Raw genomic sequence first — 24372 nt, 5'->3', positions numbered from 1 at the left:
GTTGGCCCTCCGGGGGTGCTGTTCGGGCCGTTGCACCTGCTAGGGAGACCACGACCCATGAACCCCATTGTCACAGTTCAGGACGCTGTTATCGCGTTCGCCGACTGGATCGAACCGACGGACATCGAGTTGGACGCGATCGAGCAGGAGATGCCCGTCATCCTGGCGGACGTCGACCTGCTCGACGCGCAGATCATCACCCTGGACCGCACCCCGACCGAGCTGGACGCGCGCCGCATCCGCCGCGCCCGCCGCCGGGCGCTCGCCGCCCGGGTCGCAATGATCAACCGCACGGTGAGCGGGACCCCGGCGGGAGGTGCGGCATGAAGTCCAACACCTCCCCGACCGGCCTGGCCCTGTTGCTGATCACGATCGGTTCGTTGGCCGCCATGGCTGGCGCCGCCGCTTTCTTCGCGACGGGGGAGCACCCGTGGCGCTACCTCATCGCGGCCGGCTGCCTCTTGCAGTTCCTCGGCTGGGTGCGGCACGGCGCACTGCGCAGGGGCGGTGCCCGATGACCCGCAAGCCTCTGACGAAGGTTCAGATCGGTGTCCTAACAGCCGCGTTCGTGCCCATGCTCGCCACGGGCGTGATCGGCGGTATCGGCACCTACAGCAACATCGGGCACGCCTACGGCAAGGGCACCGCGCTCGGTGCCCTCGCCGCGGGCGAGGGCGCCACGGCCGTGCTCGCCCTGGTCCTGCTCGGTCTGACCATGCTGGGCCAGTCCTCCCCGCGCATCGTGCGCGCGGGCTTGTGGGCGCTGCCGGCCGCCGCCGCCGTCATGGGCGCCATGGCGGCCCCCGATGTGGGCCGCACGGTCATCTACGCCCTGACTCCGATGGGCATGTCCGTATCGGCGGAGGGCATGGCGTTCCTGGCCCGGCGGATCGTCGTCCACACCGACGGCCGCGACGCGGAGCACGAGCGCCGCACCGCCGACCTGGTGCAGGCGCTCGCCTACCACCGCGCCCGCGCCACCCAGCACCCCAGCGACCGCGTCAGGAAGCGGTCCGATCGGACGTCGTGGCGACTCGCCCGCAAGGTCGGCGTCGGCGATGTCGCGCTCGGATCGAGGCTGCTCGACGTCCAGCGCGATCGAGTCACCGCGGGCGCGGATGCTGCGCTCGCGTCGATGTTCGGAGGCGTCATCCCCTCTGCCGCTCTCGATCCCGCGCCGGTCGCGAATGCGGAGGAATCTACCGAGACCACAATGAAACGGTCTACGGCTGAACTGGGGGAATCGACCGCGGACCAGGTGGTGACGTTGACCCGGCTGACCGTGCCGGATCCGGTCGCGGTCGACCTGGGCAAGTCGATTCCCCCACTCAAGCCCGCTCGGGCGATCTCCGCACCGATCGAGCCGGCGCCTACGACGTCGACCCAGCGGAGCGTGGGCGCTGAGTCGAGTCGGCCGCGTCGGGCGACCGGTCGACTGCCGGAGTCGGCGAAGCCGCCCCGACCCAAGCGCACCCCCGATCAGTTGCTCGATGAGGCGCGCAAGGCGACGGCCGACTGGCCGGACGTGAAGGTGACTGCCGAGGGCATCCGCCGTGAGGTCCACACCTCGCCGGCGAACGCACGGATGCTGCGCGACACCCTGCTTGCCGAGCGCGCTGAGGTCGTCTGATGTCGGCCGCGTGGGGCAAGTGCTTCGACCCGTCCGGCGCCCGCTACGGGGTGCCCACCTACCCGTGGCGCCTGGCGCCGGACGGCCTGGCCACCCGCCGCCAGTTACGTGCTGAGGGTCTGCGCCCGGGCGGTCAGCCGATAGCGGCGCAGACCATGCGCATCAACCGCCGCACCGGCACCCCGAGGGTGGCCTACCTCTACCGCATCGACCGCGCGAAGCCGGTGCGGCCGATGACGTCCCGCAAGTGGGGTGCGCTCGCGCTGGCGATGCTCGCCCGCCGCACCTGCCCGGCCTGCCGTCTGGACGTCGGCTACTGCATCCCCCGCTCGCACGGCATCTGCGGCATGTGCCTGGCCGCACAAGACGCCGCCGCTTGACCTCTCACCTGCCACCGAGGAGTACGTGATGGGCAACTCCGAGATCCGCCGCCTGGATCGGGAGATCCAGCGGACCCAGAAGAAGTTGGAAGCGGTGCGCCGGGGCGAGTGGTGGCCCCTGACCAGCCGCGAACGGCTCTCGATGAGCCGCGCGATGGCCAGTGACGCCCGCAGCGTCTACCGCGACCGCAGCACGACCGGCGCGGAAACCCGCATGGATTCCATCGGTTCCGCCGTGGAGACGCGGCTGAACGCGGAACTGACCGCCCTGCACGGCGAGCGCCAGCGACTCATCACCGAGGCCGCCCGCGCCAAGGCGCAGAAGAAGTCTTCCCGCTGGCTCTGACCAGCCACAACGCCGGGGTGTCCGCCTCTTTCCACGGACACGGCCACCCCGGCGCCCTTCCTCCAATTTCCGCCCTGAGCAGGGCAGTCAGGAGCGCTCCCAGCATGAGCGAGAACGTCGTCCACCTCCACAAGACACCCGAACCCGTCGACCCGGACGCGCAGGTGGCCACGCTGACCGTGGTGCCCGACGCCCCGCCCGCACGACCCGTTCCCCTGTGGGTGCGCTCCGGCCGCGCCCTCAAGACCGCCGCCACCGCCGACGGCACGAAGACCACCGTCTGCGCGGTCGCCCGGCACGGCCTCTACACGTTCAACGGGGGCCGGATCGTGGCCCGCCGCACCTGGGACGGCAAGACCGGCGCCCGCTACGAACGCATGCTCCGCGCCGCCGAAGCGGCCGGCAACTTCGAGTTGGCAGAGGAGTGGGAGGAGCGCCTTCAGCGGTTCCGCGACGCCCGCCACCGCCGCCGCATGGACCTGCTCCACTCCCCGATCGAGGTCGCCAAGGGCATCGCCGTCGGCACCGGCATGAGCATCGGAACGCTGGTCGCGCTCGGGATCGTGATGGCCATCAACAACGGTGACATCAAGGACGTCATCACCCCGCTCGCGGCCACCATCGACTTCATCGGTCTGCTGATCCGGATCGTGCAGATCGTGTGGGGTCCCGCGCTCACGATCGGCCCGTTCCTCGCCCTGCTCGCCCTGTGGGCGGTCGGCTCCAAGCAGCAGGCCGCACCCCAGTGGGCGCTGCCCGCCAACGTCCGCAGTAGCGAGGGTGAGCCGATCACCCCGTCGATCGTGGTCAAGGCCCTGCGTGACTTGGGAGTTCCCGCGCTGCGCAACGCCATCAAGGAGATGGGCGACGCCGGCGCGTCGATGCTGGGCCCGATCACGATCGCCGGGTGTGGGGTCGAGGTCGACGTCACTCTCCCGTCGGGGGTGTCGACCATCGAGGTGCAGACCAAGCGGCGCAAGCTTGCCGAGAACCTCACGAGGCATGAGCACGAGGTGTTCATCACGCTCCCGCAGGCCGCTCGCACAGTGCGGTTGTGGGTCGCCGACTCGGGTGCGCTCGATGAGCCGATCGGCCCGTCGCCGCTGGTCACCGACGAGACCATGACGGCCGACTACAAGAAGAGCAGGGCGCCGTGGGGGCAGGACCTGCGCGGGGATGCCGCCCTGCTGAGCCTGTTTCAGCGGATGCTTCTGGTCACCGGCATGTCCAACCAGGGCAAGACCGCTGCCCTGCGCGCGCTGGCCCTGTGGCTCGCGCTGGATCGCTCGGTGGAGTTCCGGGTCGCCGACCTCAAGGGCGCCGGCGACTGGGCCATGTTCGACGGCCTGGCCACGGTGCTGATCCAGGGCCCGACCGATGAGCATGTGATCGAGGCGACCGAGATGGTCGAGGACGCGGTGGAAGAGATGAACCGCCGCCTCCAGGCGCCGCCCGGCACCGAGTTCGAGCCCCTGGTTGTGATCGTGGACGAGGCGCAGGTCGCGTTCATGTGCCCCGCCAAGGACGAGGACAAGCGCCCTTACGGCGGCTCGAAGTCCAACTCCCGCTACTTCATGGGCTGCCGCAAGCTCCACAACCAGGGCCGCGCCGTGAACGTGCTGCTGTGGCAGGGCACCCAGGACCCCACCGATCAGAACCTTCCCAAGCTCGTGCGCGAAGGGGCGCACACTCGGGCCTCGCTCGCGCTGGGCACGGAGTCCCAGGCGCGCATGGCGCTTGGGGACAAGGCCGTCGACGGCGGCGCCGCTCCGCACCTGCTGCGCCCCGGTCTCGACAAGGGCACCCTCGTGGTCGCCTCTGACGGCATCGAGATCCCCAAGGGGCAGGCGTCCATCACGGTGCGCACGCACTACATCGACACCGAGGACGCGCACGCCATCGCCGACCGCGCCAAGGCCCTGCGCGATGGGGTCACCACCCTGACGGTGATCGAGCGGGGCGAGGCGCGCGACCCGCTCGCCGACATCGCCTCCGTGGTCGGCACGGCCGCGCGGGTGCGGACCAAGGACGTGCTGGCGCGGCTCGCGAGCCTGAACGAGGACGCCTACGGCGGCTGGTCGTTCACCGACCTCAAGCGCGTCCTGGACGACGCCGGGCCGGACATCGCCTACAAGTCCGACGGCGTCATGGTCGTCAGCCGCGACCGCCTCACCCGCGCCCTCGCCAACCGCGACGCGGACGGTTCCGCTTCCGCGGAATGAGAGCAGGGAGCCGACCCCGCCCGGGTCAGGGAGACAGGGAGAACTCCCTGAACCCCTCCCTGACCCGCCTACCTGGCTCTGACCTGCACGAATGATCGTTCAGGGAGGCAGGGAGGCACCCCAGGTCAGACCCCTGAAACCCCCTCCACAGCCGCTCCCCAAGGGGGTGTGCCTGCCTCCCTGACCCACTGCCGGAAGGGATTCCGCATGTACCCAGAACCTGCCCGCCACCCGCCCTATGAGCGGGCCGTGGAAGTCCACCAGCCCACGCCGATCACCCCCGCGGCCGTGACGCCGGCGCCGCTCGTTCCCGTGCAGCCGGGCGCCGTCCCGACGGTGGCGAGCGTGGTCCTGCCCGACGGCCGCGTCGTCACCGGCTACGCCATTAGCCCCATGCAGCCCGAACCGCTCGCGGCGAAGCCTGTCGTCTCCCGCGCTGCGGTGAACGTCGCTCTCGGGGGTGTCGGATTCCTTGCCGTGTGCGGCGGCCTGCTCCTGCTGACCACATTCATTGCCGCACTCACGGCACTGATTACTCAGCTCATCACGCTCGCCGCCGTCTGCTTCGGCGGATTCGTCGCCGTGCAGATCTTCAAACCGTCCGGCGCCAAGAGCGGCAACACCTTCCACATCCGCAAAGCGATCTTCAAGCGCAACCACTTCAACGGCTGACAGGAGCCCTGTGTGTTCGAGATCCGGATCATCTGCGACCCCGCCGAAACCGACGACATCCTGAGCGCACTCGACGCCGCGTTCACGGCCGGCCCTGCACGCCACTACCCGGGCCGGGAAGGTCACCACCGCGTCTACGTCCGCGCCGACCACAAGCACACACCCAAACGGGATGTCACGGAGTGGCCCAACGCCACCCAGCCATACGCCTCGGCACCCGATCCGGGCGGTGAGCTGGTGTGGATCAGCAACACCGAGGACCGCGGGCGTGAGTGGCTGCTGCGCCGCGCGGCCCTCATGGACCGCATGGCCAGTGGCCTCATCCCCGGCTACACGGCCAGCGGCAGTTGCGCCCTCGACCTGGCTTCCCGGCTGATGGGCCTGGACGGTGCCGTCGTGGGCTGCAACCCGCGTGCCTACGTCCGCCAGCAGTACGCCGTATGGCGCCAACAGGAGCAGGGCGTCGACCACGCCACCGCTGGCCCCGGCGGCGACAGCCCGGGCGAGGACTGCGGACAGGCGCCCTGCGTCTGTGGGTCCAAAGCGCCTTTCTAGCTACGCCAAGGGCGGCCCCCGCATCTCGCCAAAGAACCGGGGCCGCCCTTGTCCACCTGCCGTCAACAGACCTGTGGAGGTCTCCCAGCATGACGCAACCGACCGACATTCGGGGAGAGCACCTGCGCGCCGCGCTCTCCCTGGCAGTCGCCGGCATACCGGTCCTGCCGTTACGAGCCAAGGTGCCGTTCGGCAACTGCCGCCGCTGCGCCGACAACGCGTGCGGCGGCCGCCCCAACATGAAGAACGCGGGGCCCTGCGCCTGCCCCGGCCCCTGCCACGCATGGGCCGCCGCCACCACCGACCCGGACATCATCCAGTCCGGCGTCTGGCGCCGCGCATGGGCACGGGCGACCGCGGTCGCCTACCACCCGGGCGGGGCAGGGCTGACGGTCGTGGACCTGGACAACGCCGAAGCGGTGACGTGGGCGCGCGAGAACCTGCCCGCCACCCAGACCGTGCTCACCACCCGTGGTCAGCACTGGATCTACCAAGGCCCCATGCGCTCCATGAACGCGGTCCGGCCCGGCGTGGACATCAAGTCCACGATGGCCTACGCCCGTTGGCTCGGTCCCGGCACCGGCACCATCACGGAGTTGCCGGACGTCGTGCGCGCGCTGGCCGTGAAGGAGCCCGCCACGGTCCGGCCCGCGCCGCGGGCCCTCTCCGTGCCCGCATTGGCTGGTGGCGGGGCGTGCCGTCACCGCACGCCCGTCTATCTGGATCGTGGCATCGCCATGGCCGAACAGCGCATCACCGAGGCCACCAGCGCCGTGCACACCACCGTGTACCGGACGTTCCTTGCCGTGCTGTCGACGCACGGCCGGTGCGGCTGCCTCACCGAGGCACACGTGGCGCGGCTGTTCACCGCCGCGCAGGCCAAGGGCGAATCGCCGCGGCACTGCGACGACGCGTGGACCAACGCCCGCACCGCACTGGGGATGTAGCCATGTCCGAGGACGAGAAGACACCGGCCCGCCAGATCATCACCGACTACGCGCAAGAGCACTTCCGGTACTTCCGCACCATCGACGGCACCGTCTACGCGCAGAAGAACGGTCACCCCGTGGCCCGGCCCATCCGCTCCCAGGGCACGACGGGCAGCCACCGACAGGAACTCATGGTCGGCCTCTTCAAGGACGGGGTCGGCGTGTTCAACGGCACGGCACTCAAGGAGGCGTTGGACTTGATCGAAGCACTCGCGCTGACCGAGGACGTACAGCCCACCCACATCCGCGTCGCTCCCGGGTTCGACGGTGCGACCTGGCTCGACCTGGGCCGTGACGACGGCACGTCCGTCCGCATCCACCCCACCGGCTGGACCATCCTCACCCCCGACCCCCGCGAGGTGTGCTGGCGACGCACCCAGCTCACCGGCGAACTCCCCATGCCCACTCGGGAGACCAACGGCAAGGGCATCGACCTCCTGCTCCGCCTGTGCAACTTCGCCAGCGCCGAGACCGAGTGCCTGGCCATCGCCTGGCTGATCGGCTGCCTGGAACCGTCCGTGCCCGTGCCTGCCCCGTTCCTCACCGGCCCCCAAGGGGCGGGCAAGTCCACCGGCGGCCGGATGCTGGTGCGGATCATCGAGGGCATGAGCGGCGACCTGCGCCGGGCACCGAAGGACGAGGAGAACATGATCACGGCCGTCGCCGCCGGCTGGGTCACCGCCCTGGACAACCTCTCCCACCTGCCCCCGGACCTGTCCGACCTCATGTGCTGCATCGTCACCGGCGCCGAGAGCATCAAACGCGCGCTCTTCACCGACGGCGACGTCGTCCGCTCCCGCTACCGCCGCCCCATGCTCCTGACCGGCATCGACGTCGGCGTCATCCGCCCCGACCTCGCCGAACGCCTCCTCCCACTCCGACTCGTCAGGCCCCGGGTGCGGCGCACCGAGGCGGAACTGTGGGCGGAGTACGCGGAGATCCTGCCGATAGTGCTCGGCTCCCTGCTGGACCTGACCGTGAAGGTACGGGCCGCGCAGGCGGAGACCCCCACCGACCTGCGCATGGCAGACTTCGCGCACCTGTGCGCGCAGCTCGACGCGGCAACCGGCCTCGGGGCACTGGCCGCCTACCGGGCCAGCCTGGACGACCTCAACGACGACGTCATTGAGGGCGACCTTCTGGCACAGACCGTGTTGCAGCACGCAGCAGACATGAACCCGGGAGCCGAGCAGCAGATGACGTCCACGCAGTGGCTGCACTGCCTCAGCGGCGTCTACACCGGGGACGACTTGCGCCCCCTGCCCAAAGGCTGGCCGACCACCGGCAAAGTGCTCTCCGACCGCCTCAAGCGGCTTCAGCCGACCCTCGCGGCCCGTGGCGTCCTCATCGACTTCGGCCGCACCCGAGAGGGCCGCTACATCGTCATGACCCGCCAACCGGCCCCACCCGCGCACGAACAGCAGCGCTTCCCTGGCTCCTGACCGCACAAGCAAGAGGAGCACCCCGGGCCCGCATGGGTGCTCCTCTTGCTGTTCGGCGGCGGCGCCGCCCTGCGCTGGACGTGCCGCGCAGCGGCTCCTTCTTCACGCCCTGAGCCGCACCACACCACCAACAGAACCCCCCTCTTTTTCCTAAGTAGGGAAGCGCTGCGTCACAGCGTCACACGATCATGAAAACCGCCCCGTGACCTGCACAGACGAGCGTGACGCAGGCGGCGAATTCTGCGTCACGCCTGCGTCACCGCGTCACGCGTGACGGACAGCCTGCGTCACGCGTGACGCACCCCGAGCGCCCTGCGTCACGGAAACCCGCAGGTCAGACGCCTGAATGACGCAGGTGACGCTGTGACGCAGAAATCCGAACCTCGGACACACGCGGCCATTCCCTCCCCGCCAGGAGTCCATTTGTCACCCCAGACAGACCTCGACTTCCGCGCCACCTTCCGGGGTGGCCTCCCGGACCGGTACCTCACGCCCGACGACATCGCCGCGATGTTCGAGGTTCCCCTCGAAACCGTCTACCAGTGGCGCAAGAAGCGGACCGGCCCGCCCGGCTTCCGCATCGGCAAACACCTCCGCTACGACCCCGCCGACGTTCGCGCATACGTCACCGACCGAAAGGCCGTCGATCGCAACGCCGACTAACCCCACACCAGCCAGACACAGCAGGGAGAGCCGCTACCAGCGGCACTCCCTGCTGCATGAGAAAGGACCACCGCCGCATGGCAGGCCACATCCAAGACCGCTGGTACAAGACGGAAACCGACACCAACGGGAAGCCTCACCGGGTACGCACCGATCGCTACGGCACGGGCATGCGGTACCGCGCCCGGTACATCGGGCCGGACGGCACCGAGAAGAGCAAGTCATTCCCTGACGGACAGAAGCGACTGGCCGACCAGTGGCTTGCTCACATTGAGGCCGACATGTCCCGCGGTCAGTACATCGACCCCGCTGCCAGCCGGGTGACGTTCCGACAGTACGCCGAGAAGTGGTTGAGTACGCAGGTCACCGGCATAACCACACGGGAGTCAGTCGATTCCGCGATCCGTGGCCATGCGATCCCCTACCTAGGCTCGCGACCACTGGGCTCCTTCAAACCGGAGCACATCCGAGATTGGCTTAGCGAATTGGAGCGGGCCGTACCCGCCTCGTCCTACCGACGCGTGATCTACAACAACGTGTCGACGATTCTCAACGCAGCCGTGGACGATGGCCATCTACCCAAGAACCCTTGCCACGCGCAATCGGTGCGGCCTCCTGCTGCGGGCAACGGCCGCGTTGTGCCGTGGACGCCCCAGCGCGTCTTCGCTGTCCAGCGAGCGCTACGAGACCGCTACCGCGCGACAGTCGATCTCGGAGCAGGCTCCGGACTCCGCCAAGGAGAAATTTTCGGACTCCCGGAGGACGAGATCGACTTTGCCTCCGGGTGGCTCCACATCGTGAATCAGGTAAAGGTGACAAAGGGCGGTCTCGTGTTCGCTCCGCCGAAGCGCGACAAGCTGCGCGATGTCCCTATGGCCGACCATGTGGCACACAGCCTCAGACGGCACATGGAGGCCTTTCCCCCGGTAGCAGTCACGTTGCCGTGGCTCCGGTTGGACGGCCCCCTCGTAACCCGCCGACTCGTCTTCACGCGTCTCGATGGCACGGGGGCGGTTCGACGGACCGACTTCAACGATCGTGAGTGGAAGCCTGCTCTCGTCGCGGCCGGTGTGCTCCCTCAGCCGAAGCCGGGCGATAGGTATCAGGCGGCTCGCGAACACGGCATGCACGCTCTCAGGCACTTCTACGCCTCTGTCCTACTCGACGCCGGCGAGAACATCAAGGCACTAAGTCACTACCTCGGACACAACGATCCAGGATTCACCCTCCGGGTGTACACGCATCTCATGCCGAGTAGCGACGCACGAGCCCGGAAGGCCGTGGACGGCCTGTACGAAAGTATCGCGTCAACGCCCTGAATCCCCCGAATGGTCTCACGTCGATAGGAGCCTCTACCGGTCGAACTCAACGGAGGCTCCTAGGGATCAGCTATCGCGACCTCCATTGGCGGCACCACAGGCACACTACGAGGCACGGATGCGAGGCGAGCAGCGTTAGCCGGAGCGCCGCGCGGGCTTTTGATCCCAGCGGCACTCACCAAGCCTGCCGCTCTTTTGCCTGGAAACCCGCCTTTTGCCAGCCAGGGTGAATCCATCACCCCAAATGGGGCAAAAGAGACACACATCGGCTAACACGCCAGTACACGATAGACGTGTGGCGCGTCGAGTCCAGGAGTGTGCATGAGTAGACCATATGACTTTTTTGACCAAACTGCCGAAGTACTTCTCGACACCCTTCCCGCGTGGCGACTGCGGGCCGTCGAGCAGATTCAACTATCCAGCGCCTTTTGGTCGGAGCGAAACCGAGAAATCCATGTCCGACCTTTTGAAGAGGTCATGCAGGAAGAGGGCGAAGGGAGGCCTGATCTGCGGGACGCACTCTCCCGCCTGCTCGTTAACAGAGAAGACGGCAAGCCGAAGAAGATCGAGTTGGTTTTGCCGATCAAGGAACTCCCAAAAATCCCTCTGCTAGATCTAAAGATCGAGGTCGCGGGCAAAGAAGTATATAGGGTATCCAAGGACGAGGGAGCAAGAATTCAGGCACGGCATGTAGTTCGGCTCGCCAAACGTGCCGGTTTCATGACTAATAACCAACCAGAACACCTGATTGATTTCTTGACCTTCCTCTTCTACTTCCCTTTCCAACCATACGAGGAAATTTGTAGAAAGTTTGAAGATCTCTCTCTCGATGAGAAGGAGTACGTGTACCTTAAGCAGATTTTTCGGACCCTTCAAGATGATATTTACAGCCGCTGGAAGGATGCCGCCGACGAGATCAAGGGATTGGCTGGTAGTTACGCACTTCCCGATTACATGAGCGGCGCTGAAAACCCCCTGCTCGGACTTTCCTACTTCCATAAGGAAGTGCGGAAACGTCGACCTGCCGTGGAACTCCGCTACTCAGATTTGACGGCACTCCTGCAGTATCTATCAAATGCGCTAGCCGGAGCTCACGAGGTGGCCGAAGAGAACGTACACGCCCGTAAATTCATTTCTACGTATTTTGCATATGGATATCGCTGGATGGCGTTCGCGAGGTGCACAGTGCCAATCGACAAACCATTCATCATCTCCGTAACGGAAAAGCGTGCCATCTATTTCGCGCCTGAGAGGCAGATGAAGTACGCGCCACTTTCCATTTCAGCCCTACGGAATAAGAGGGATCGGCAATTGTGGTGGAGAAGAACCAGCCGTCAGTATCGGTCGAAAGAAACTTGGCAACATCTGTGGCAGAAGGATTCTTGGCACATGGTGGCCTTTGGTGACGCAGAAACCAACCACGTCAGCATTCGAGTTTCAGACACGTCGGTGCGATTGTGTAGCCCGCAAGCAGTGGATGACAAGAAAAAGCCGCTCACGATTGACTGCGACGAAGAAGAGAGCACCTTCGAACTCTACCTGCGGCAAAGCTCGAACTGGCAGCGGGAAGACCGCCTCTACATTAAATGCCCGCTTCGCCTAACGAGACTGCATTCAATGATGCTTTATCTAACTATGACTATTACCGCATTTGGAATCGCGCTGCTCCTCAACCGTGGTCTTTCGGCAGCCGCGCCGGCCGACGCCCCGATTCCCGGACACTCGTATCCACAGATTAATGATGGCCTGACGGTGAAAGATGCCACATTGATTCTCGTTCCAGTTGCTTTTGCTGCAGCCTTCCTCTTGATCAGAGATAGCTCCACATTGAGCGCATGGATTCGTCGAATCCGACAGTCTATCCTCTTGGCCGAGCTGTTTGTGCTGCTAACTACAGCCTTTACACTATACGCAGCACACCACATGAAGATCGGCTAATTGCTGCCTTCTGCTAACAGGGAGACTTCCGCTGAAATTTGCGTCCCTGACTCGATACGGCCTTATCGAGGGCACACTTCACCCGCTTGAGCCTCTTTCTCACCTCTGAATAATCATGTCTCAGAAATACCTACCCGGCCATATCGTCAATGAGTATGCCCGCCACATCCAACGCGACTTCGTCAGCCGTGTGCCGTCGCCCCACACACCGTGGAGCAGGCGTGGCTCCTGGCGTTCCGGTGGAGTTCGCAACCGTACGAGCGACCTCGGCGGCCGGGGCCGCGTCTGCTCCGCTTCGCCGTAATCAATGGCAGAACGGAGGAGAGCTCCCGCGCGCACGCCGCGACCCTGCCGGCACTCGCGAACGGCGCCCGCCCTGGGGCTCACTTTTAGCGTTGCCGCGATGATCTACCCGGGACCTTAGCTCGCTGCGGCCCCAGGATCGATACGCCGAAGGTTCACCGCTGAGTTCGTGCACGGTGGCACGGTGCGGTGAGGACCGTTCCGACGGCCCAGAGGCGGCCCAGTGCCCTCAAAACTCAGTGGGGCTCACGGTTCGCCGCCGTCAACCCCACTAGTCGCATCTAGAGAAAACCGGCTCTGACCTGCTCCTACAGAACCGGCAGGTTCTTCCGCAGCTCGAACGCCGTCACCTCGGACCGGTACTCCTCCCACTCCTGCCGCTTGTTGCGCAGGAAGAAGTCGAAGACGTGTTCGCCCAGGGTCTCGGCGACCAGGTCGCTGTTCTCCATGAGGGTCAGGGCCTCGCCGAGGTTCTGCGGCAGGGGCTCGATGCCCATGGCGCGGCGCTCGGCGTTGGAGAGGGCCCAGACGTCGTCCTCGGCGCCCGGCGGGAGCTCGTAGCCCTCCTCGATGCCCTTGAGGCCGGCGGCCAGCAGGACGGCGTACGCCAGGTACGGGTTGGCGCCGGAGTCGATGGAGCGGACCTCCACGCGCGCGGAGCCGGTCTTGCCGGGCTTGTACATCGGGACGCGGACGAGGGCGCTGCGGTTGTTGTGGCCCCAGCAGATGTACGAGGGGGCCTCGCCGCCGGCGCCGGCCGTGCGCTCCGAGCCGCCCCAGATGCGCTTGTAGGAGTTCACCCACTGGTTGGTGACGGCCGAGATCTCCGCCGCGTGCCGCAGCAGGCCCGCGATGAAGGAGCGGCCGACCTTGGAGAGCTGGTACTCGGAGCCCGACTCGTAGAAGGCGTTGCGGTCGCCCTCGAAGAGGGACAGGTGCGTGTGCATGCCGGAGCCGGGGTGCTCGGAGAACGGCTTCGGCATGAACGTGGCCTGGACCCCCTGCTCCAGCGCGACCTGCTTCATGACCAGGCGGAACGTCATGATGTTGTCGGCCGTGGAGAGCGCGTCGGCGTAGCGCAGGTCGATCTCCTGCTGGCCCGGCGCGCCCTCGTGGTGGGAGAACTCGACCGAGATGCCCATCGACTCCAGCATGGTGATCGCCTGGCGGCGGAAGTCCATGCCGATGTTCTGCGGGGTGTGGTCGAAGTAGCCGGAGTTGTCGGCCGGGGTCGGGCGCGTGCCGTCGAGCGGGCGGTCCTTGAGCAGGAAGAACTCGATCTCCGGGTGGGTGTAGAAGGTGAAGCCCAGGTCGGAGGTGCGGGCGAGGGCACGCTTGAGGACGTAGCGCGGGTCGGCGAAGGACGGGGAGCCGTCCGGCATGAGGATGTCGCAGAACATGCGGGCCGTACCGGGGGCCTCGGCGCGCCACGGCAGGATCTGGAACGTCGACGGGTCCGGCTTGGCGATCATGTCGGACTCGTATACGCGGGCGAAGCCCTCGATCGCCGAGCCGTCGAAGCCGATGCCCTCGTCGAAGGCCTGCTCAAGCTCGGCGGGGGCCACGGCCACGGACTTGAGGAAGCCCAGCACGTCCGTGAACCACAGCCGTACGAAACGGATGTCGCGCTCCTCCAACGTCCGGAGCACGAACTCCTGCTGCTTGTCCATCTTCCGCTTCCCCATCCTTGCTGGTCAGGCCGCCTGTCTCCGTGTCCCGCAGGAGGCGGTCGGGCACCTGAGCATCACACCACAACACCGTTTCAGGCGCGTTGCGGACCTTGATCGCCAGGGCGACCTCGGGTCGAACGTCCGGCCTACGACAGGTGTCCCGTCACGGTCCCGGTATGCCGGTGTACTGCTCTGCCGCCCATCTTGCCTGCTCGGACCCCTATTCGTAATGCCCGGCCCCGCAGGACCCACCCCGCTTTAATTTGCATCTCAGATGCAAGTTTTAATGGAGGCACTCGACCGAACCGAGGAGACCCGATGCTGTCCGAGCAGTCCGCCGCCACCGTGCGTGCCACCCTTCCCGTCGTCGGCGGGGCCATCGGTGAGATCACCGAGCGCTTCTACGCCGGGATGTTCGCCGCCCGCCCCGATCTGCTGCGCGACCTGTTCAACCGCGGCAACCAGGCGGCCGGCACCCAGCGACAGGCCCTCGCGGGGTCGATCGCCGCGTTCGCGACGCACCTCGTGGCCCGCCCCGACGTACGGCCCGACGCGATGCTGAGCCGGATCGCCCACAAGCACGCCTCCCTGGGCGTCACGGCGGAGCAGTACGCGCTCGTCCACGAGCACCTCTTCGCCGCCATCGCCGAGGTGCTCGGCGAGGCCGTCACGCCCGAGGTCGCGGCCGCCTGGGACGAGGTCTACTGGCTGATGGCGAACGCGCTGATCGCGATCGAGAAGCGGCTGTACGAAGAGCGCGGCGGGAACGAGTGGCGGGAGTGGGAGGTCGTCGCCCGCGTCGAGGAGACCGCCGACGTCGCCACCTTCCGGCTGCGCCCGGCCGACGGCCGCCCGGCACCCGGCTTCCGGGCCGGGCAGTACGTCTCGGTCCAGGTGGAGCTTGCGGACGGGGCCCGGCAGATACGCCAGTACAGCCTCTCGGCCGCGCCCGGCTCACCGGTCCGCCAGTTCAGCGTGAAGCGGGTGCACGGCCAGGCAGGGCCCGACGGCGAGGTCTCGAACCACCTCCACGCGCGCGTGCAGGCGGGCGACCGGCTGCGCCTGTCGGCGCCGTACGGCGATCTCGTCCTCACGGACCTCGCGGCCGACGCGCCGCTGCTCCTCGCCTCGGCGGGCATCGGTGTGACGCCGATGGTCGCCATGCTGGGTCAGCTCGCCGACCACGGGCACGAGGGCCCGGTGCTGGTCGTGCACGGCGACCGCTCCCCCGCCGAGCACGCCCTGCGCGAGGACCACGAGGCGTACGCCGGGAAGCTGGCGGACGCGTCGGTCCACTTCTTCTACGAGGCCGGCGCCGGCTCAGAGGCCGGCGCACGCTCCGAGGCGGCCCACCGCACCGGCCTGGTCGACCTCGCCGGCGTCGACGTACCGCGGGGCACGCGCGCGTACCTGTGCGGTCCGCTGCCCTTCATGCGGGCGGTGCGGGCGCAGCTCATCGGCAAGGGTGTGGCACCGGCCGACATCCACTACGAGGTGTTCGGGCCGGACCTCTGGCTGGCCCAGGAGGGCTGAGGCCGCTCCGGTCTCAGGGCGTGCGGCCGATCTGGAGCAGCAGCGGCCCGGTCGGGTCAGCGGTCACGTCGGCCACCGTCAGCGGGTCCAGCGAGGCGAAGAACGCCTCCTGGGCCCGCCGCAGCGCGCCGCGCAGCCGGCATCCGGAGTTGAGCGGGCAGGGGTGGTCGCCCTCGCACTCGACGACGTCGCCGTCACCCTCGAAGGCACGCACGATCGCGCCGACCGAGGCGGTACGGCCCGTGTCGCTGAGCGTGAGCCCGCCGCCGCGGCCCCGGCGGGCGTCGACGAGACCCATGTGCTGGAGCTCGGCGACGACTTTCGCGGCATGCGTGTACGGCACCTCCATGTCCGCCGCGACCTCACGGGTCGTCGGCGTGGCGTCCCCCAGGACGGCGAGCCGCATCAGGAGACGCAGGGCCAGATCGGTGGAGCGCAACAGCCGCATGTCCCGAAGCGTAGATAATGCGCATCCACGGTTCAAAATATGGTCGGCACGCAGCCGGGTCGGCCCGATCCGGCCTTTCCTGCCACCTCCCTACGAGAGGTCACTCCTTCCCCATTACGATCAGCGCACCCGATCGTCCCTTTCCCCCCGAAGGACATGACCCCATGGGCTCCGCCAAGAACCAGAGCAACGCGGCGCGCAAGGCGCGTATAGAGGAGATGCGGCGCGCCGAGCGTGCCCGTGAGCGGCGCAACCGGATCCTGACGATAGTGGCCGGCACCGTGGTGGTGGTGGGGCTCGTCGTCGGCGGTGTCTTCGTCGTGCAGTCCCAGGCCGACAAGGCCGAGGCGAACGACGCCAAGGACAAGAAGGACGACAAGGTCAAGACCGCGGGCAAGCTCGTCGCGGGCAAGGACGGCCTGAAGACCTGGAAGGGGACGCTGGGGCGCACCCACGTCACCACGGCCGTGAAGTACCCGGTGGAGCCCCCGGTCGGCGGCGATCACGACCGGGCCTGGATGAACTGCAACGGCGACGTCTACACCAAGGCCGTCAACAACATGAACGCCGTGCACTCGCTGGAGCACGGCGCCGTGTGGGTGACGTACAACTCCAAGGCGCCCAAGGCCGACGTGGAGGCGCTGGCGGCGAAGGTGAAGCAGACGCCGTACACGCTGATGAGCCCGGACGACAGTCAGCAGGACCCGATCATGCTGACCGCCTGGGGCGTGCAGCGCACGGTGACCGGCGCGAAGGACCCGAACGTGGGCAAGTTCTTCGAGACCTACGTCCAGGGTGAGCAGACGCCCGAGCCGGGCGCGGCGTGCACGGGCGGTATGTCGGAGTGAAGCAGCACGTCGGCTGGATCGCGGGGACCGCGGCGGCACTGCTCGTCGCGGTCGGCGCGCTCACCTACGCCGTCGCCGAGGACGGCGGCGGATCCAGCGGTACGCCGGACGCCGGCTCGGCGGACGCCGGGTTCGCCCGGGACATGGCGGTGCACCACCAGCAGGCCGTGGAGATGTCGTACATCGTGCGCGACCGCACGGACGACAAGGACGTGCGGCTGCTGGCGTACGACATCGCACAGACGCAGGCCAACCAGCGCGGGATGCTGCTGGGCTGGCTGGATCTGTGGGAGCTGCCGAAGGTGTCGTCGAAGCCGCCGATGACCTGGATGGGCATGGGTGACATGCCCTCCGCCGGGGACGGATCCCTGATGCCGGGCATGGCGACGAACGCGGAGATGAAGAAACTCCAGGGCCTGAGCGGCAGGCAGGCGGAGGTCTTCTACCTCCAGTTGATGACGGAGCATCACAAGGGCGGCATCCACATGGCCGAGGGCTGTGTCGACAAGTGCACGGTCGGTGTGGAGAAGCGGCTCGCGCAGGGCATGGTGGACGCACAGCAGTCGGAGATCGAGCTGATGGCGGACATGCTCAAGGAGCGGGACGCCAAGCCTCGCTCCTAGCTGCTGAAATGGCCTTGTCATTGCGTTAGTTGGGACCTTCTTGAGCCGCGCATTCCCCTGGCGTGAACGGTTCGTCGCTTAAGTGGCCACCGTCGGGTGATCCACTCGCACACGAATCGCACAGGGGGTTCCATGAGATCTCGACGTGCCGCGCTGCGCACTTCCGTGAGTCTGGCGGCGACACTGCCTCTCCTCACCGGCGCGCTGGCGCTCGGCATACCGGTGGCGCACGCCGCCGACGCCCCGGGCCGTGACCGGCTCGCCGGCACCAAACCCGCGTGGGCCACGGCCCGGGCGGACAAGGGCGCGACCTCCGACAGCGCACAGGTCTCCGCTCGCGTCTACCTCGCGGGCCGCGACGCGGCCGGCCTCGCCGCGTACGCGAAGGCGGTGTCGGACCCGGCCTCGGCGTCCTACGGCAAGTACCTGAGCGCCGGGCAGGCACAGACCCGCTTCGGCGCGACGAAGGCCCAGGTGGCCGCCGTCAAGAGCTGGTTGAAGGCCGCGGGGCTGAAGGTCACGGGCGTCACGCAGCACTATGTCGCCGTCAGCGGCGATGTGGCCGCCGCCGAGAAGGCGTTCGGCACCCAACTGCACAACTACACCAAGGGGGCCCGGACCTACCGTGCCCCCGCGACGACGGCCTCGGTGCCGGATGCCGTGAAGGACGCCGTCCTGACCGTCACCGGCCTCGACAACGCGCCGCACCTGGCGAGCCACCAGGACCAGCTCCCGCCGCCGGAGACGGTGTTCCGCAACGCCGGGCCGTTCTCCACGTACCACGGCTCGAACGTGGCGAAAACGCTGCCGGACGCCTACGGCACGAAGATCCCGTACGCCGTCAAGGGCTACACCGGCAAGCAGTTGCGTGCCGCGTACGGCGCCGGCAAGCGCACCGGCAAGGGCGTGCGCATCGCCATCACCGACGCGTACGCCTCCCCGACCATCGCCTTCGACGCGGCCACCTACGCCAAGCGCAACGGGGACGCGGCCTGGAGCACGGGTCAGCTCCGCCAGGTCCTGCCCGCGAAGTACACGCGGACCAAGGAGTGCTCGGCGGCCGGCTGGTACGGCGAGGAGACCCTGGACGTCGAGTCCGCGCACGCGGTCGCGCCGGGCGCGCAGATCACGTACGTGGGCGCCGCATCCTGCTACGACGAGGACCTGCTCGACTCGCTCAGCAAGATCGTCGACAACCATCTCGCCGACATCGTCTCCAACTCCTGGGGCGAGACCGAGGACGCGCAGACGCCGGACCTGGCGGCCGCCTACGACCAGGTCTTCCAGTTCGGCGCGGTCGAGGGCATCGGCTTCTACTACTCCTCCGGCGACGACGGCGACGAGGTCGCGGCCAGCGGCACCAAGCAGACGGACATCCCGGCGAGTTCGGCCTGGGTGACGGCGGTGGGCGGCACCTCGCTCGCGGTCGGCAAGGGCGACAGGTACCTGTGGGAGACCGGCTGGGGCACGCAGAAGGCGACCCTCGCGGCCGACGGGAAGAGCTGGACCGGCTTCCCCGGGGCGTTCACCTCGGGCGCGGGCGGCGGCACGAGCAGGACCGTCGCCGAGCCCTACTACCAGCAGGGCGTCGTCCCGGAGGCGCTGGCGAAGGCCAACAGCGCCGACGGCAACCGGGTCGTGCCGGACATCGCGGCCATCGCCGACCCGAACACCGGGTTCCTGGTGGGCCAGACGCAGACGCTGCCGGACGGCAGGACGCAGGCCTACGACGAGTACCGACTCGGCGGCACCTCGCTGGCCGCGCCGGTCGTCGCGGCCGTGCAGGCCCTCGCGCAGGAGGCGGCGGGCGGCAAGCCCCTCGGCTTCGCCAACCCCGCGATCTACGCGCGGTACGGCTCGAAGGCGTACCACGACGTCACGGACAACCCGACGGGCTCCGGACTCGCGGTGGCCCGCGTCGACTTCGTCAACGGCTATGACGCGACGGAGGGTCTGAGCACGTCCGTTCGCAGCCTCGGCAAGGACAGTTCGCTGAGCGCAGTGAAGGGCTACGACGACGTGACGGGCGTGGGCACGCCCGCGGGCGGCTACGTGGAGTCCTACAACCGCCGCTGAGCACCGGCAAAAGGAGGCGCCCCGCCGACGGGGGAAGATCGGCGGGGCGCTTGGTGCCGCAGTGGTTCAGGGGTGGTGGCGGGCCGGGCTCAGTGGACGGAGTGCTCGTCCAGCGGGAACGTTCCGCCGACGACGTCGTCCGCGAACGCCTTCGCCGCGTCGCCCATGACCTGACGCAGGTCGGCGTACTGCTTGACGAACTTGGGGACCCGGCCGCCGGTCAGACCCATCATGTCCGTCCAGACCAGGACCTGCGCGTCGGTCTCCGGGCCGGCGCCGATGCCCACGGTCGGGATGTGCAGCACGCGCGTCACCTCGGCGGCCAGCTCCGCCGGCACCAGCTCCAGGACGACCGCGAACGCGCCCGCGTCCTGGACCGCCTTGGCGTCCCGCAGGAGCTGCGCGGCCGCCTCCTCGCCGCGGCCCTGGACGCGGTAGCCCATGGCGTTGACGGACTGCGGGGTCAGGCCGATGTGCGCCATCACCGGGATGCCGGACTCGACGAGCAGCTCGATCTGGCGGTGCGAGCGCTCGCCACCCTCCAGCTTGACCGCCCCGACGCCGGCCTCCTTCACCAGTCGGGTCGCCGAGCGCAGCGCCTGCACCGGGCCCTCCTGGTAGGAGCCGAAGGGCAGGTCGCCCACGATCAGGGCGCGGGAGGTGCCGCGTACGACGGCCGCCGAGAGCATGGTCATCTCGTCGAGCGTCACGGGCACGGTGGTCTCGTAGCCGAGGTGGCAGTTGCCCGCCGAGTCGCCGACGAGCATGACCGGGATGCCGGCCTCGTCGAACACGGACGCGGTCATCGCGTCGTAGGCGGTGAGCATGGGCCACTTCTCGCCCCGCTCCTTGGCGGCGGCGATGTCGCGAACGGTGATGCGCCGAGTGCCCTTGCCCCCGTACAGCGCCTTGCTGCCGTCGGAGGGCTTCGCCTGAGGCGTCTGGGCAGCCGAAAGCTGCGTCATTGCAACGGCTCCTTCTGTCATCTCGAGGCGCCCTTACGGCGTCCCCGGATCCCCTCCATGGTGGCACTTCGTGCCGGCCGTAGCCAGGCCCCCGCGTGTGAGATCGACCCCGCGTAAGTTCTCGGTAAGAAAATAAGATACGAGACGGTTCCGTATCGTAAATACGGTAGCTTCGAGCGCATGACTTCTCCCGCCGCCCCAGCCACCCGCATACCCGAAGCGGTGCACCGGCGCCGCTGGGCGATCCTCGGCGTGCTGATGCTCAGCCTGCTGATCGTCGTGCTGGACAACTCCATCCTGAACGTCGCCATCAAGACCATCTCGACCCCCGCGCCGACCGGCCTCGGCGCCACGCAGAGCGAGCTGGAGTGGGCGATCAACGCCTACACCCTCGTCTTCGCGGGCCTGCTGTTCAGCGCGGGCATCCTCGGCGACCGGCTCGGCCGCAAGAAGGTGCTGCTCGGCGGGCTCGCCGTGTTCGGCATCGGCTCCGCGCTCGCCGCGTTCTCCGGCTCCCCCGGTGAGCTGATCGCCTTCCGCTCGGTGATGGGCCTCGGCGCGGCCTTCGTCATGCCGGCCACCCTCGCCGTGCTGATGAACGTCTTCGAACGGGACGAGCAGCCCAAGGCCATCGGCATCTGGGCCGGCGGCGTCGGACTCGCCATCGCCATCGGCCCCATCACGGGCGGTGTGCTGCTCGACCACTTCTGGTGGGGCTCGGTCTTCCTCATCAACGTGCCGATCGTGCTGCTCGCGCTCGCTCTGATGCTGTGGCTGGTCCCGGACTCGCGCGACCCGAACCCCGGCCGCATCGACCCCATCGGCGTCGTGCTCTCCGTCGTGGGCCTGGTCCTGCTCGTGTACGGCATCATCAAGGGCGGCCAGCTCGCCGACTTCACGGACGTGACGGTCCTCGCGACCATCGCCGCCGGTCTCGCCGTCCTCGCCGCGTTCGTCGTGTTCGAGAAGCGCAGCGACCATCCGTCCATCGACATCACGTACTTCCGCAACAAGGTCTTCTCGGCCGCGATCGGCGTCATCGCGCTGGTCTTCTTCGCGCTGATGGGCGTGACCTTCTTCTCGGTCTTCTACACCCAGAGCGTGCGCGGCTACTCGCCCCTGCAGACCGGCCTGCTGATGCTGCCGCTGGCCGCCGCCCAGATGATCTTCGCGCCGCGTGCCCGGCTCCTGGTCGACCGGTTCGGCAACCGGGCCACGACCACCGGCGCCATGCTGCTCATCGCGCTCACGCTGGCCGCGTTCGCGACCTTCGAGGCGGACACGCCGATCTGGCTGCTGGAGGTCGTCTTCTTCCTCATGGGCGCCGCCATGGCCCACATCATGACCCCGATCAGCGTCGTCATCATGCAGGCCCTGCCCCGCGAGAAGGCCGGTTCCGCCTCCGCGCTGAGCAACACCTTCCGCCAGGTCGGCGGCGCCCTCGGCATCGCCGTCCTCGGCTCGGTCCTGTCGACGGCGTACCGCAGCGGCATCGAGGACCGGCTCACGGCGCTGCCGGCGGGCGTTCGGCACACGGCGGGCGAGTCCATCGAGGCCACGCTCGGCGTCGCCGACCGGCTCGGCCCGCGCGGCGAGCCCCTGGTCGGTGCGGCGCACGACGCGTTCCTGCACGCCATGCACATCACGGCGCTGTGGGGGGCGGGCATCGCGGTGCTCGGCGCGGTGGTCGTGGCGCTGTTCCTGCCGGGACGGCCCGCCGCGGCCCAGAAGGGCGAGGAGGAGCGGGAGTTGGTGGCCTCGGAGTAGCGGACGCGCCCAGGCGGGCGTCGCGCACACGGCGTCGTACCCCGGGGGACAATCAGCACAGCCCACGGAAAGGACCGACCAAGTGAGCCCCGCCGACAGTCATCCCCGGCCGGACGGACCCGGCCGGGGCCGCCCCCGCAGCGAGGCCGTGGAGCGGTCCATCATCGAGGGCGTCATGCGGCTGCTGGAGGAGGGCGTACCGCTCGCGGAGCTGTCCATCGAGCGCATCGCCCGCACCGCCGGCGTCGGCAAGGCCACCATCTACCGCCGCTGGAACGGCAAGGAGGAGCTCTTCGTCGACGTCGTGCGCGCCGCCGAGCCCCCGGATCCCGAACTGCCCGGCACCTCGGTGCGCGACGATCTCGTGACGCTGCTGGAGCAGTTGCGCCAACGCGGCCTGATGACCCGTTCGTCGGTGCTCCTGCACAACGTCATCGCCCAGATGAAGCGCAGCCCGAAGATCTGGGACGCCTACCACTCGATCGTCGTCGAGCCGCGGCGCAGGACACAGCACGCCCTCCTGCGCCGCGGGCAGGACAGCGGCGAGCTGCGCACGGACATCGACGTGGACGTGATGAACGACATGATCTTCGGTCCGATGCTGGTGCGTGCCGTCATGCGCCCCGACGCCGACCTTCCCGAAGGACTGTCGGAACAGATGGTCGACGCCGTGCTCGAAGGTCTACGGCCCGTCAGTTCACCGACTCCGTAGCACGCATGTGCGCCTTTCGTCACAGAGCGCGCTTTCCCCGCCCGTGACCGGAACTCCCGAAGCCGACTTGTACGTCCTCGACCCCGTACGGCCGTCATGAGTACGGCAGGAACGGAGCCGATCATCCCCTAGGGTTTCTTTGGGCGCGGGGGGACGACGGTGTGCACGGCAGGTAGTGAGGCGACGGTATGGCGCAGCAGGCGTACGTGACGGAGACGGACAGCGGCGGCTCGGGGCCCGACCGCCGGGAATCCGGGCTTCGGCGCCTGCGAGGCCGCCTGGTCTCGGGCTGGCGCGGCGATCCGCATATCTGGCGGCGCGGCATCGTGCTGGCCGCCCTCGCGGCGATCCTGGCCCTGGTGATGGGACTGCACGCACGGATCCCGAACGCGATCGGCAACCTCGGCTCGCTGATCGAGACGTTTCTGCCCTGGCTGGGCCTGTTCATCCCGGTTCTTCTCCTGCTGGGCCTGGTGCGCAAGTCCGCGACCGCGCTGATCGCCGTGCTGCTGCCGGCGATCGTGTGGCTGAACCTCTTCGGCGGCCAGCTCAGCGACAAGACCGGCTCCGGCGGCGATCTGACGGTGGCCACGCACAACGTCAACGCCGACAACACCGATCCGGCCGGCACCGCCCAGGACGTGGCCGCGTCCGGCGCTGACGTCGTGGCGCTGGAGGAGCTGACGTCCGACGCGGTCCCGACGTACGAGAAGGCGCTGGCGTCGACGTACAGGTACCACTCGGTGCAGGGCACGGTCGGACTGTGGAGCAAGTACCCGCTGAGCGGCGTCAGGGCCGTCGACATCAAGCTGGGCTGGACCCGCGCCATGCGGGCATCGGTGACCACGCCGGCCGGGCAGGTCGCGGTGTACGTGGCCCATCTGCCGTCGGTGCGCGTGAAGATGGAGGCCGGGTTCACCGCCCGGCAGCGCGACAAGAGCGCCAACGCGCTGGGCGAGGCCATCGCAGACGAACCGCTGCGGCAGGTCGTCCTGCTCGGCGACCTGAACGGCACGATGAACGACCGCGCGCTGCGGGCCATCACCGCCCAGATGCGCTCCACGCAGGGCGCCTCGGGCAGCGGAATGGGATTTAGCTGGCCGGCGTCGTTCCCGATGGCGCGGATCGACCAGATCATGGTGAAGGGCATCGAGCCGATGAGCTCGTGGACGCTGCCGGAGACCGGGAGCGACCATCTGCCGGTGGCGGCGCGTGTGAAGGTCGACACATCCGCTTCCTGAAAACCCCAGGTCAGCGCCGTCTGGACGGGA

Annotated in this window: 23 protein-coding genes; 20 read left to right on the top strand and 3 right to left on the bottom strand. The window is 68.2% G+C overall.

The window, feature by feature from the left end:
- Nucleotides 1–57 precede the first annotated feature (57 nt).
- The 13 genes from ACZ69Q_RS19935 (at nt 58) to ACZ69Q_RS19875 (ending at nt 12156) form a co-directional block, all read left to right on the top strand.
- Entirely contained in the window at nt 58–327 is a 270-nt protein-coding gene (locus ACZ69Q_RS19935) for a DUF6284 family protein (RefSeq protein WP_471043404.1), read from the top strand.
- A complete protein-coding gene (locus tag ACZ69Q_RS19930; protein ID WP_471043401.1) occupies nt 324–518 on the top strand; it encodes a hypothetical protein in 195 nt (64 codons plus the stop codon). Before ACZ69Q_RS19935 ends, ACZ69Q_RS19930 begins: the two co-directional genes overlap by 4 nt.
- The gene (locus ACZ69Q_RS19925) at nt 515–1630 is read left to right on the top strand and encodes a conjugal transfer protein (RefSeq protein ID WP_471043400.1); all 1116 of its coding nucleotides are present in this window, start codon (nt 515–517) and stop codon (nt 1628–1630) included. Before ACZ69Q_RS19930 ends, ACZ69Q_RS19925 begins: the two co-directional genes overlap by 4 nt.
- Entirely contained in the window at nt 1630–2010 is a 381-nt protein-coding gene (locus ACZ69Q_RS19920) for an RRQRL motif-containing zinc-binding protein (protein ID WP_471043398.1), read from the top strand. The genes ACZ69Q_RS19925 and ACZ69Q_RS19920 overlap by 1 nt, the downstream gene beginning before the upstream one ends.
- A gap of 28 nt (nt 2011–2038) precedes the next feature.
- On the top strand, nt 2039–2356 hold the full coding sequence (locus ACZ69Q_RS19915; RefSeq protein ID WP_471043397.1) for a hypothetical protein: 318 nt from the start codon (nt 2039–2041) through the stop codon (nt 2354–2356).
- Nucleotides 2357–2460: 104 nt separating this feature from the next.
- Complete coding sequence (locus ACZ69Q_RS19910) at nt 2461–4578, top strand: ATP-binding protein (RefSeq protein WP_471043394.1); 2118 nt, start codon at nt 2461–2463, stop codon at nt 4576–4578.
- 207 nt (nt 4579–4785) lie between these two features.
- A complete protein-coding gene (locus ACZ69Q_RS19905; RefSeq protein WP_471043392.1) occupies nt 4786–5250 on the top strand; it encodes a hypothetical protein in 465 nt (154 codons plus the stop codon).
- A gap of 12 nt (nt 5251–5262) precedes the next feature.
- Nucleotides 5263–5805: a hypothetical protein gene (locus ACZ69Q_RS19900; protein ID WP_471043391.1), complete on the top strand. Its 543-nt coding sequence runs from the start codon at nt 5263–5265 to the stop codon at nt 5803–5805.
- 89 nt (nt 5806–5894) lie between these two features.
- Nucleotides 5895–6752, top strand: a complete 858-nt coding sequence (locus tag ACZ69Q_RS19895) for a bifunctional DNA primase/polymerase (protein ID WP_471043389.1) — start codon at nt 5895–5897, stop codon at nt 6750–6752.
- Between the two features lie 2 nt (nt 6753–6754).
- Nucleotides 6755–8236 (top strand): ATP-binding protein, encoded by a 1482-nt coding sequence (locus ACZ69Q_RS19890; RefSeq protein ID WP_471043388.1) that lies wholly within the window; start codon nt 6755–6757, stop codon nt 8234–8236.
- 423 nt (nt 8237–8659) lie between these two features.
- Nucleotides 8660–8899: a helix-turn-helix transcriptional regulator gene (locus ACZ69Q_RS19885; RefSeq protein WP_471043386.1), complete on the top strand. Its 240-nt coding sequence runs from the start codon at nt 8660–8662 to the stop codon at nt 8897–8899.
- 77 nt (nt 8900–8976) lie between these two features.
- Nucleotides 8977–10218: a tyrosine-type recombinase/integrase gene (locus ACZ69Q_RS19880; RefSeq protein ID WP_471043384.1), complete on the top strand. Its 1242-nt coding sequence runs from the start codon at nt 8977–8979 to the stop codon at nt 10216–10218.
- 321 nt (nt 10219–10539) lie between these two features.
- The gene (locus ACZ69Q_RS19875; protein WP_471043381.1) at nt 10540–12156 is read left to right on the top strand and encodes a hypothetical protein; all 1617 of its coding nucleotides are present in this window, start codon (nt 10540–10542) and stop codon (nt 12154–12156) included.
- 611 nt (nt 12157–12767) lie between these two features.
- Here ACZ69Q_RS19875 and ACZ69Q_RS19870 read toward each other — a convergent pair.
- Nucleotides 12768–14129, bottom strand: coding sequence for a glutamine synthetase family protein (locus ACZ69Q_RS19870; protein ID WP_269639511.1), 1362 nt, complete (start codon nt 14127–14129; stop codon nt 12768–12770).
- Between the two features lie 318 nt (nt 14130–14447).
- Here ACZ69Q_RS19870 and ACZ69Q_RS19865 point away from each other — a divergent pair, with 318 nt between their 5' ends.
- Nucleotides 14448–15662, top strand: coding sequence for a globin domain-containing protein (locus ACZ69Q_RS19865; RefSeq protein ID WP_471043378.1), 1215 nt, complete (start codon nt 14448–14450; stop codon nt 15660–15662).
- A 13-nt stretch (nt 15663–15675) separates the two neighbouring features.
- On the opposite strand, the gene ACZ69Q_RS19860 is transcribed toward ACZ69Q_RS19865, so the two are convergent.
- Nucleotides 15676–16110 carry an Rrf2 family transcriptional regulator gene (locus ACZ69Q_RS19860; RefSeq protein ID WP_471043377.1) on the bottom strand — a complete coding sequence of 145 codons (435 nt, stop codon included), beginning with the start codon at nt 16108–16110 and terminating at the stop codon, nt 15676–15678.
- A gap of 164 nt (nt 16111–16274) precedes the next feature.
- On the opposite strand from ACZ69Q_RS19860, the gene ACZ69Q_RS19855 reads away from it, so the two are divergent.
- The 3 genes from ACZ69Q_RS19855 to ACZ69Q_RS19845 all read left to right on the top strand — a co-directional run bounded on the left by ACZ69Q_RS19855 (nt 16275) and on the right by ACZ69Q_RS19845 (nt 19657).
- Nucleotides 16275–16958 (top strand): DUF3105 domain-containing protein, encoded by a 684-nt coding sequence (locus ACZ69Q_RS19855; protein ID WP_471043375.1) that lies wholly within the window; start codon nt 16275–16277, stop codon nt 16956–16958.
- Nucleotides 16955–17581 (top strand): DUF305 domain-containing protein, encoded by a 627-nt coding sequence (locus ACZ69Q_RS19850; RefSeq protein ID WP_471043373.1) that lies wholly within the window; start codon nt 16955–16957, stop codon nt 17579–17581. The genes ACZ69Q_RS19855 and ACZ69Q_RS19850 overlap by 4 nt, the downstream gene beginning before the upstream one ends.
- Nucleotides 17582–17713: 132 nt before the next feature.
- Nucleotides 17714–19657, top strand: a complete 1944-nt coding sequence (locus ACZ69Q_RS19845) for a S53 family peptidase (RefSeq protein WP_471043371.1) — start codon at nt 17714–17716, stop codon at nt 19655–19657.
- Nucleotides 19658–19746: 89 nt separating this feature from the next.
- Here the strand turns inward: ACZ69Q_RS19845 and panB are convergent, their stop codons facing one another.
- Nucleotides 19747–20622, bottom strand: a complete 876-nt coding sequence (gene panB, locus ACZ69Q_RS19840; protein ID WP_471043369.1) for a 3-methyl-2-oxobutanoate hydroxymethyltransferase — start codon at nt 20620–20622, stop codon at nt 19747–19749.
- A gap of 180 nt (nt 20623–20802) precedes the next feature.
- On the opposite strand from panB, the gene ACZ69Q_RS19835 reads away from it, so the two are divergent.
- The 3 genes from ACZ69Q_RS19835 to ACZ69Q_RS19825 all read left to right on the top strand — a co-directional run bounded on the left by ACZ69Q_RS19835 (nt 20803) and on the right by ACZ69Q_RS19825 (nt 24342).
- Nucleotides 20803–22389 (top strand): MFS transporter, encoded by a 1587-nt coding sequence (locus tag ACZ69Q_RS19835; protein WP_471043367.1) that lies wholly within the window; start codon nt 20803–20805, stop codon nt 22387–22389.
- Nucleotides 22390–22471: 82 nt separating this feature from the next.
- Nucleotides 22472–23101 carry a TetR/AcrR family transcriptional regulator gene (locus ACZ69Q_RS19830; RefSeq protein WP_471043364.1) on the top strand — a complete coding sequence of 210 codons (630 nt, stop codon included), beginning with the start codon at nt 22472–22474 and terminating at the stop codon, nt 23099–23101.
- 188 nt (nt 23102–23289) lie between these two features.
- On the top strand, nt 23290–24342 hold the full coding sequence (locus ACZ69Q_RS19825) for an endonuclease/exonuclease/phosphatase family protein (RefSeq protein ID WP_471043362.1): 1053 nt from the start codon (nt 23290–23292) through the stop codon (nt 24340–24342).
- Nucleotides 24343–24372: the final 30 nt, after the last annotated feature.

It is taken from the genome of Streptomyces sp. NPDC036764 (genome assembly GCF_055609385.1).
Note: the sequence above shows the minus strand (reverse complement) of the source record. Positions and strands in the feature narration are given on the sequence as shown.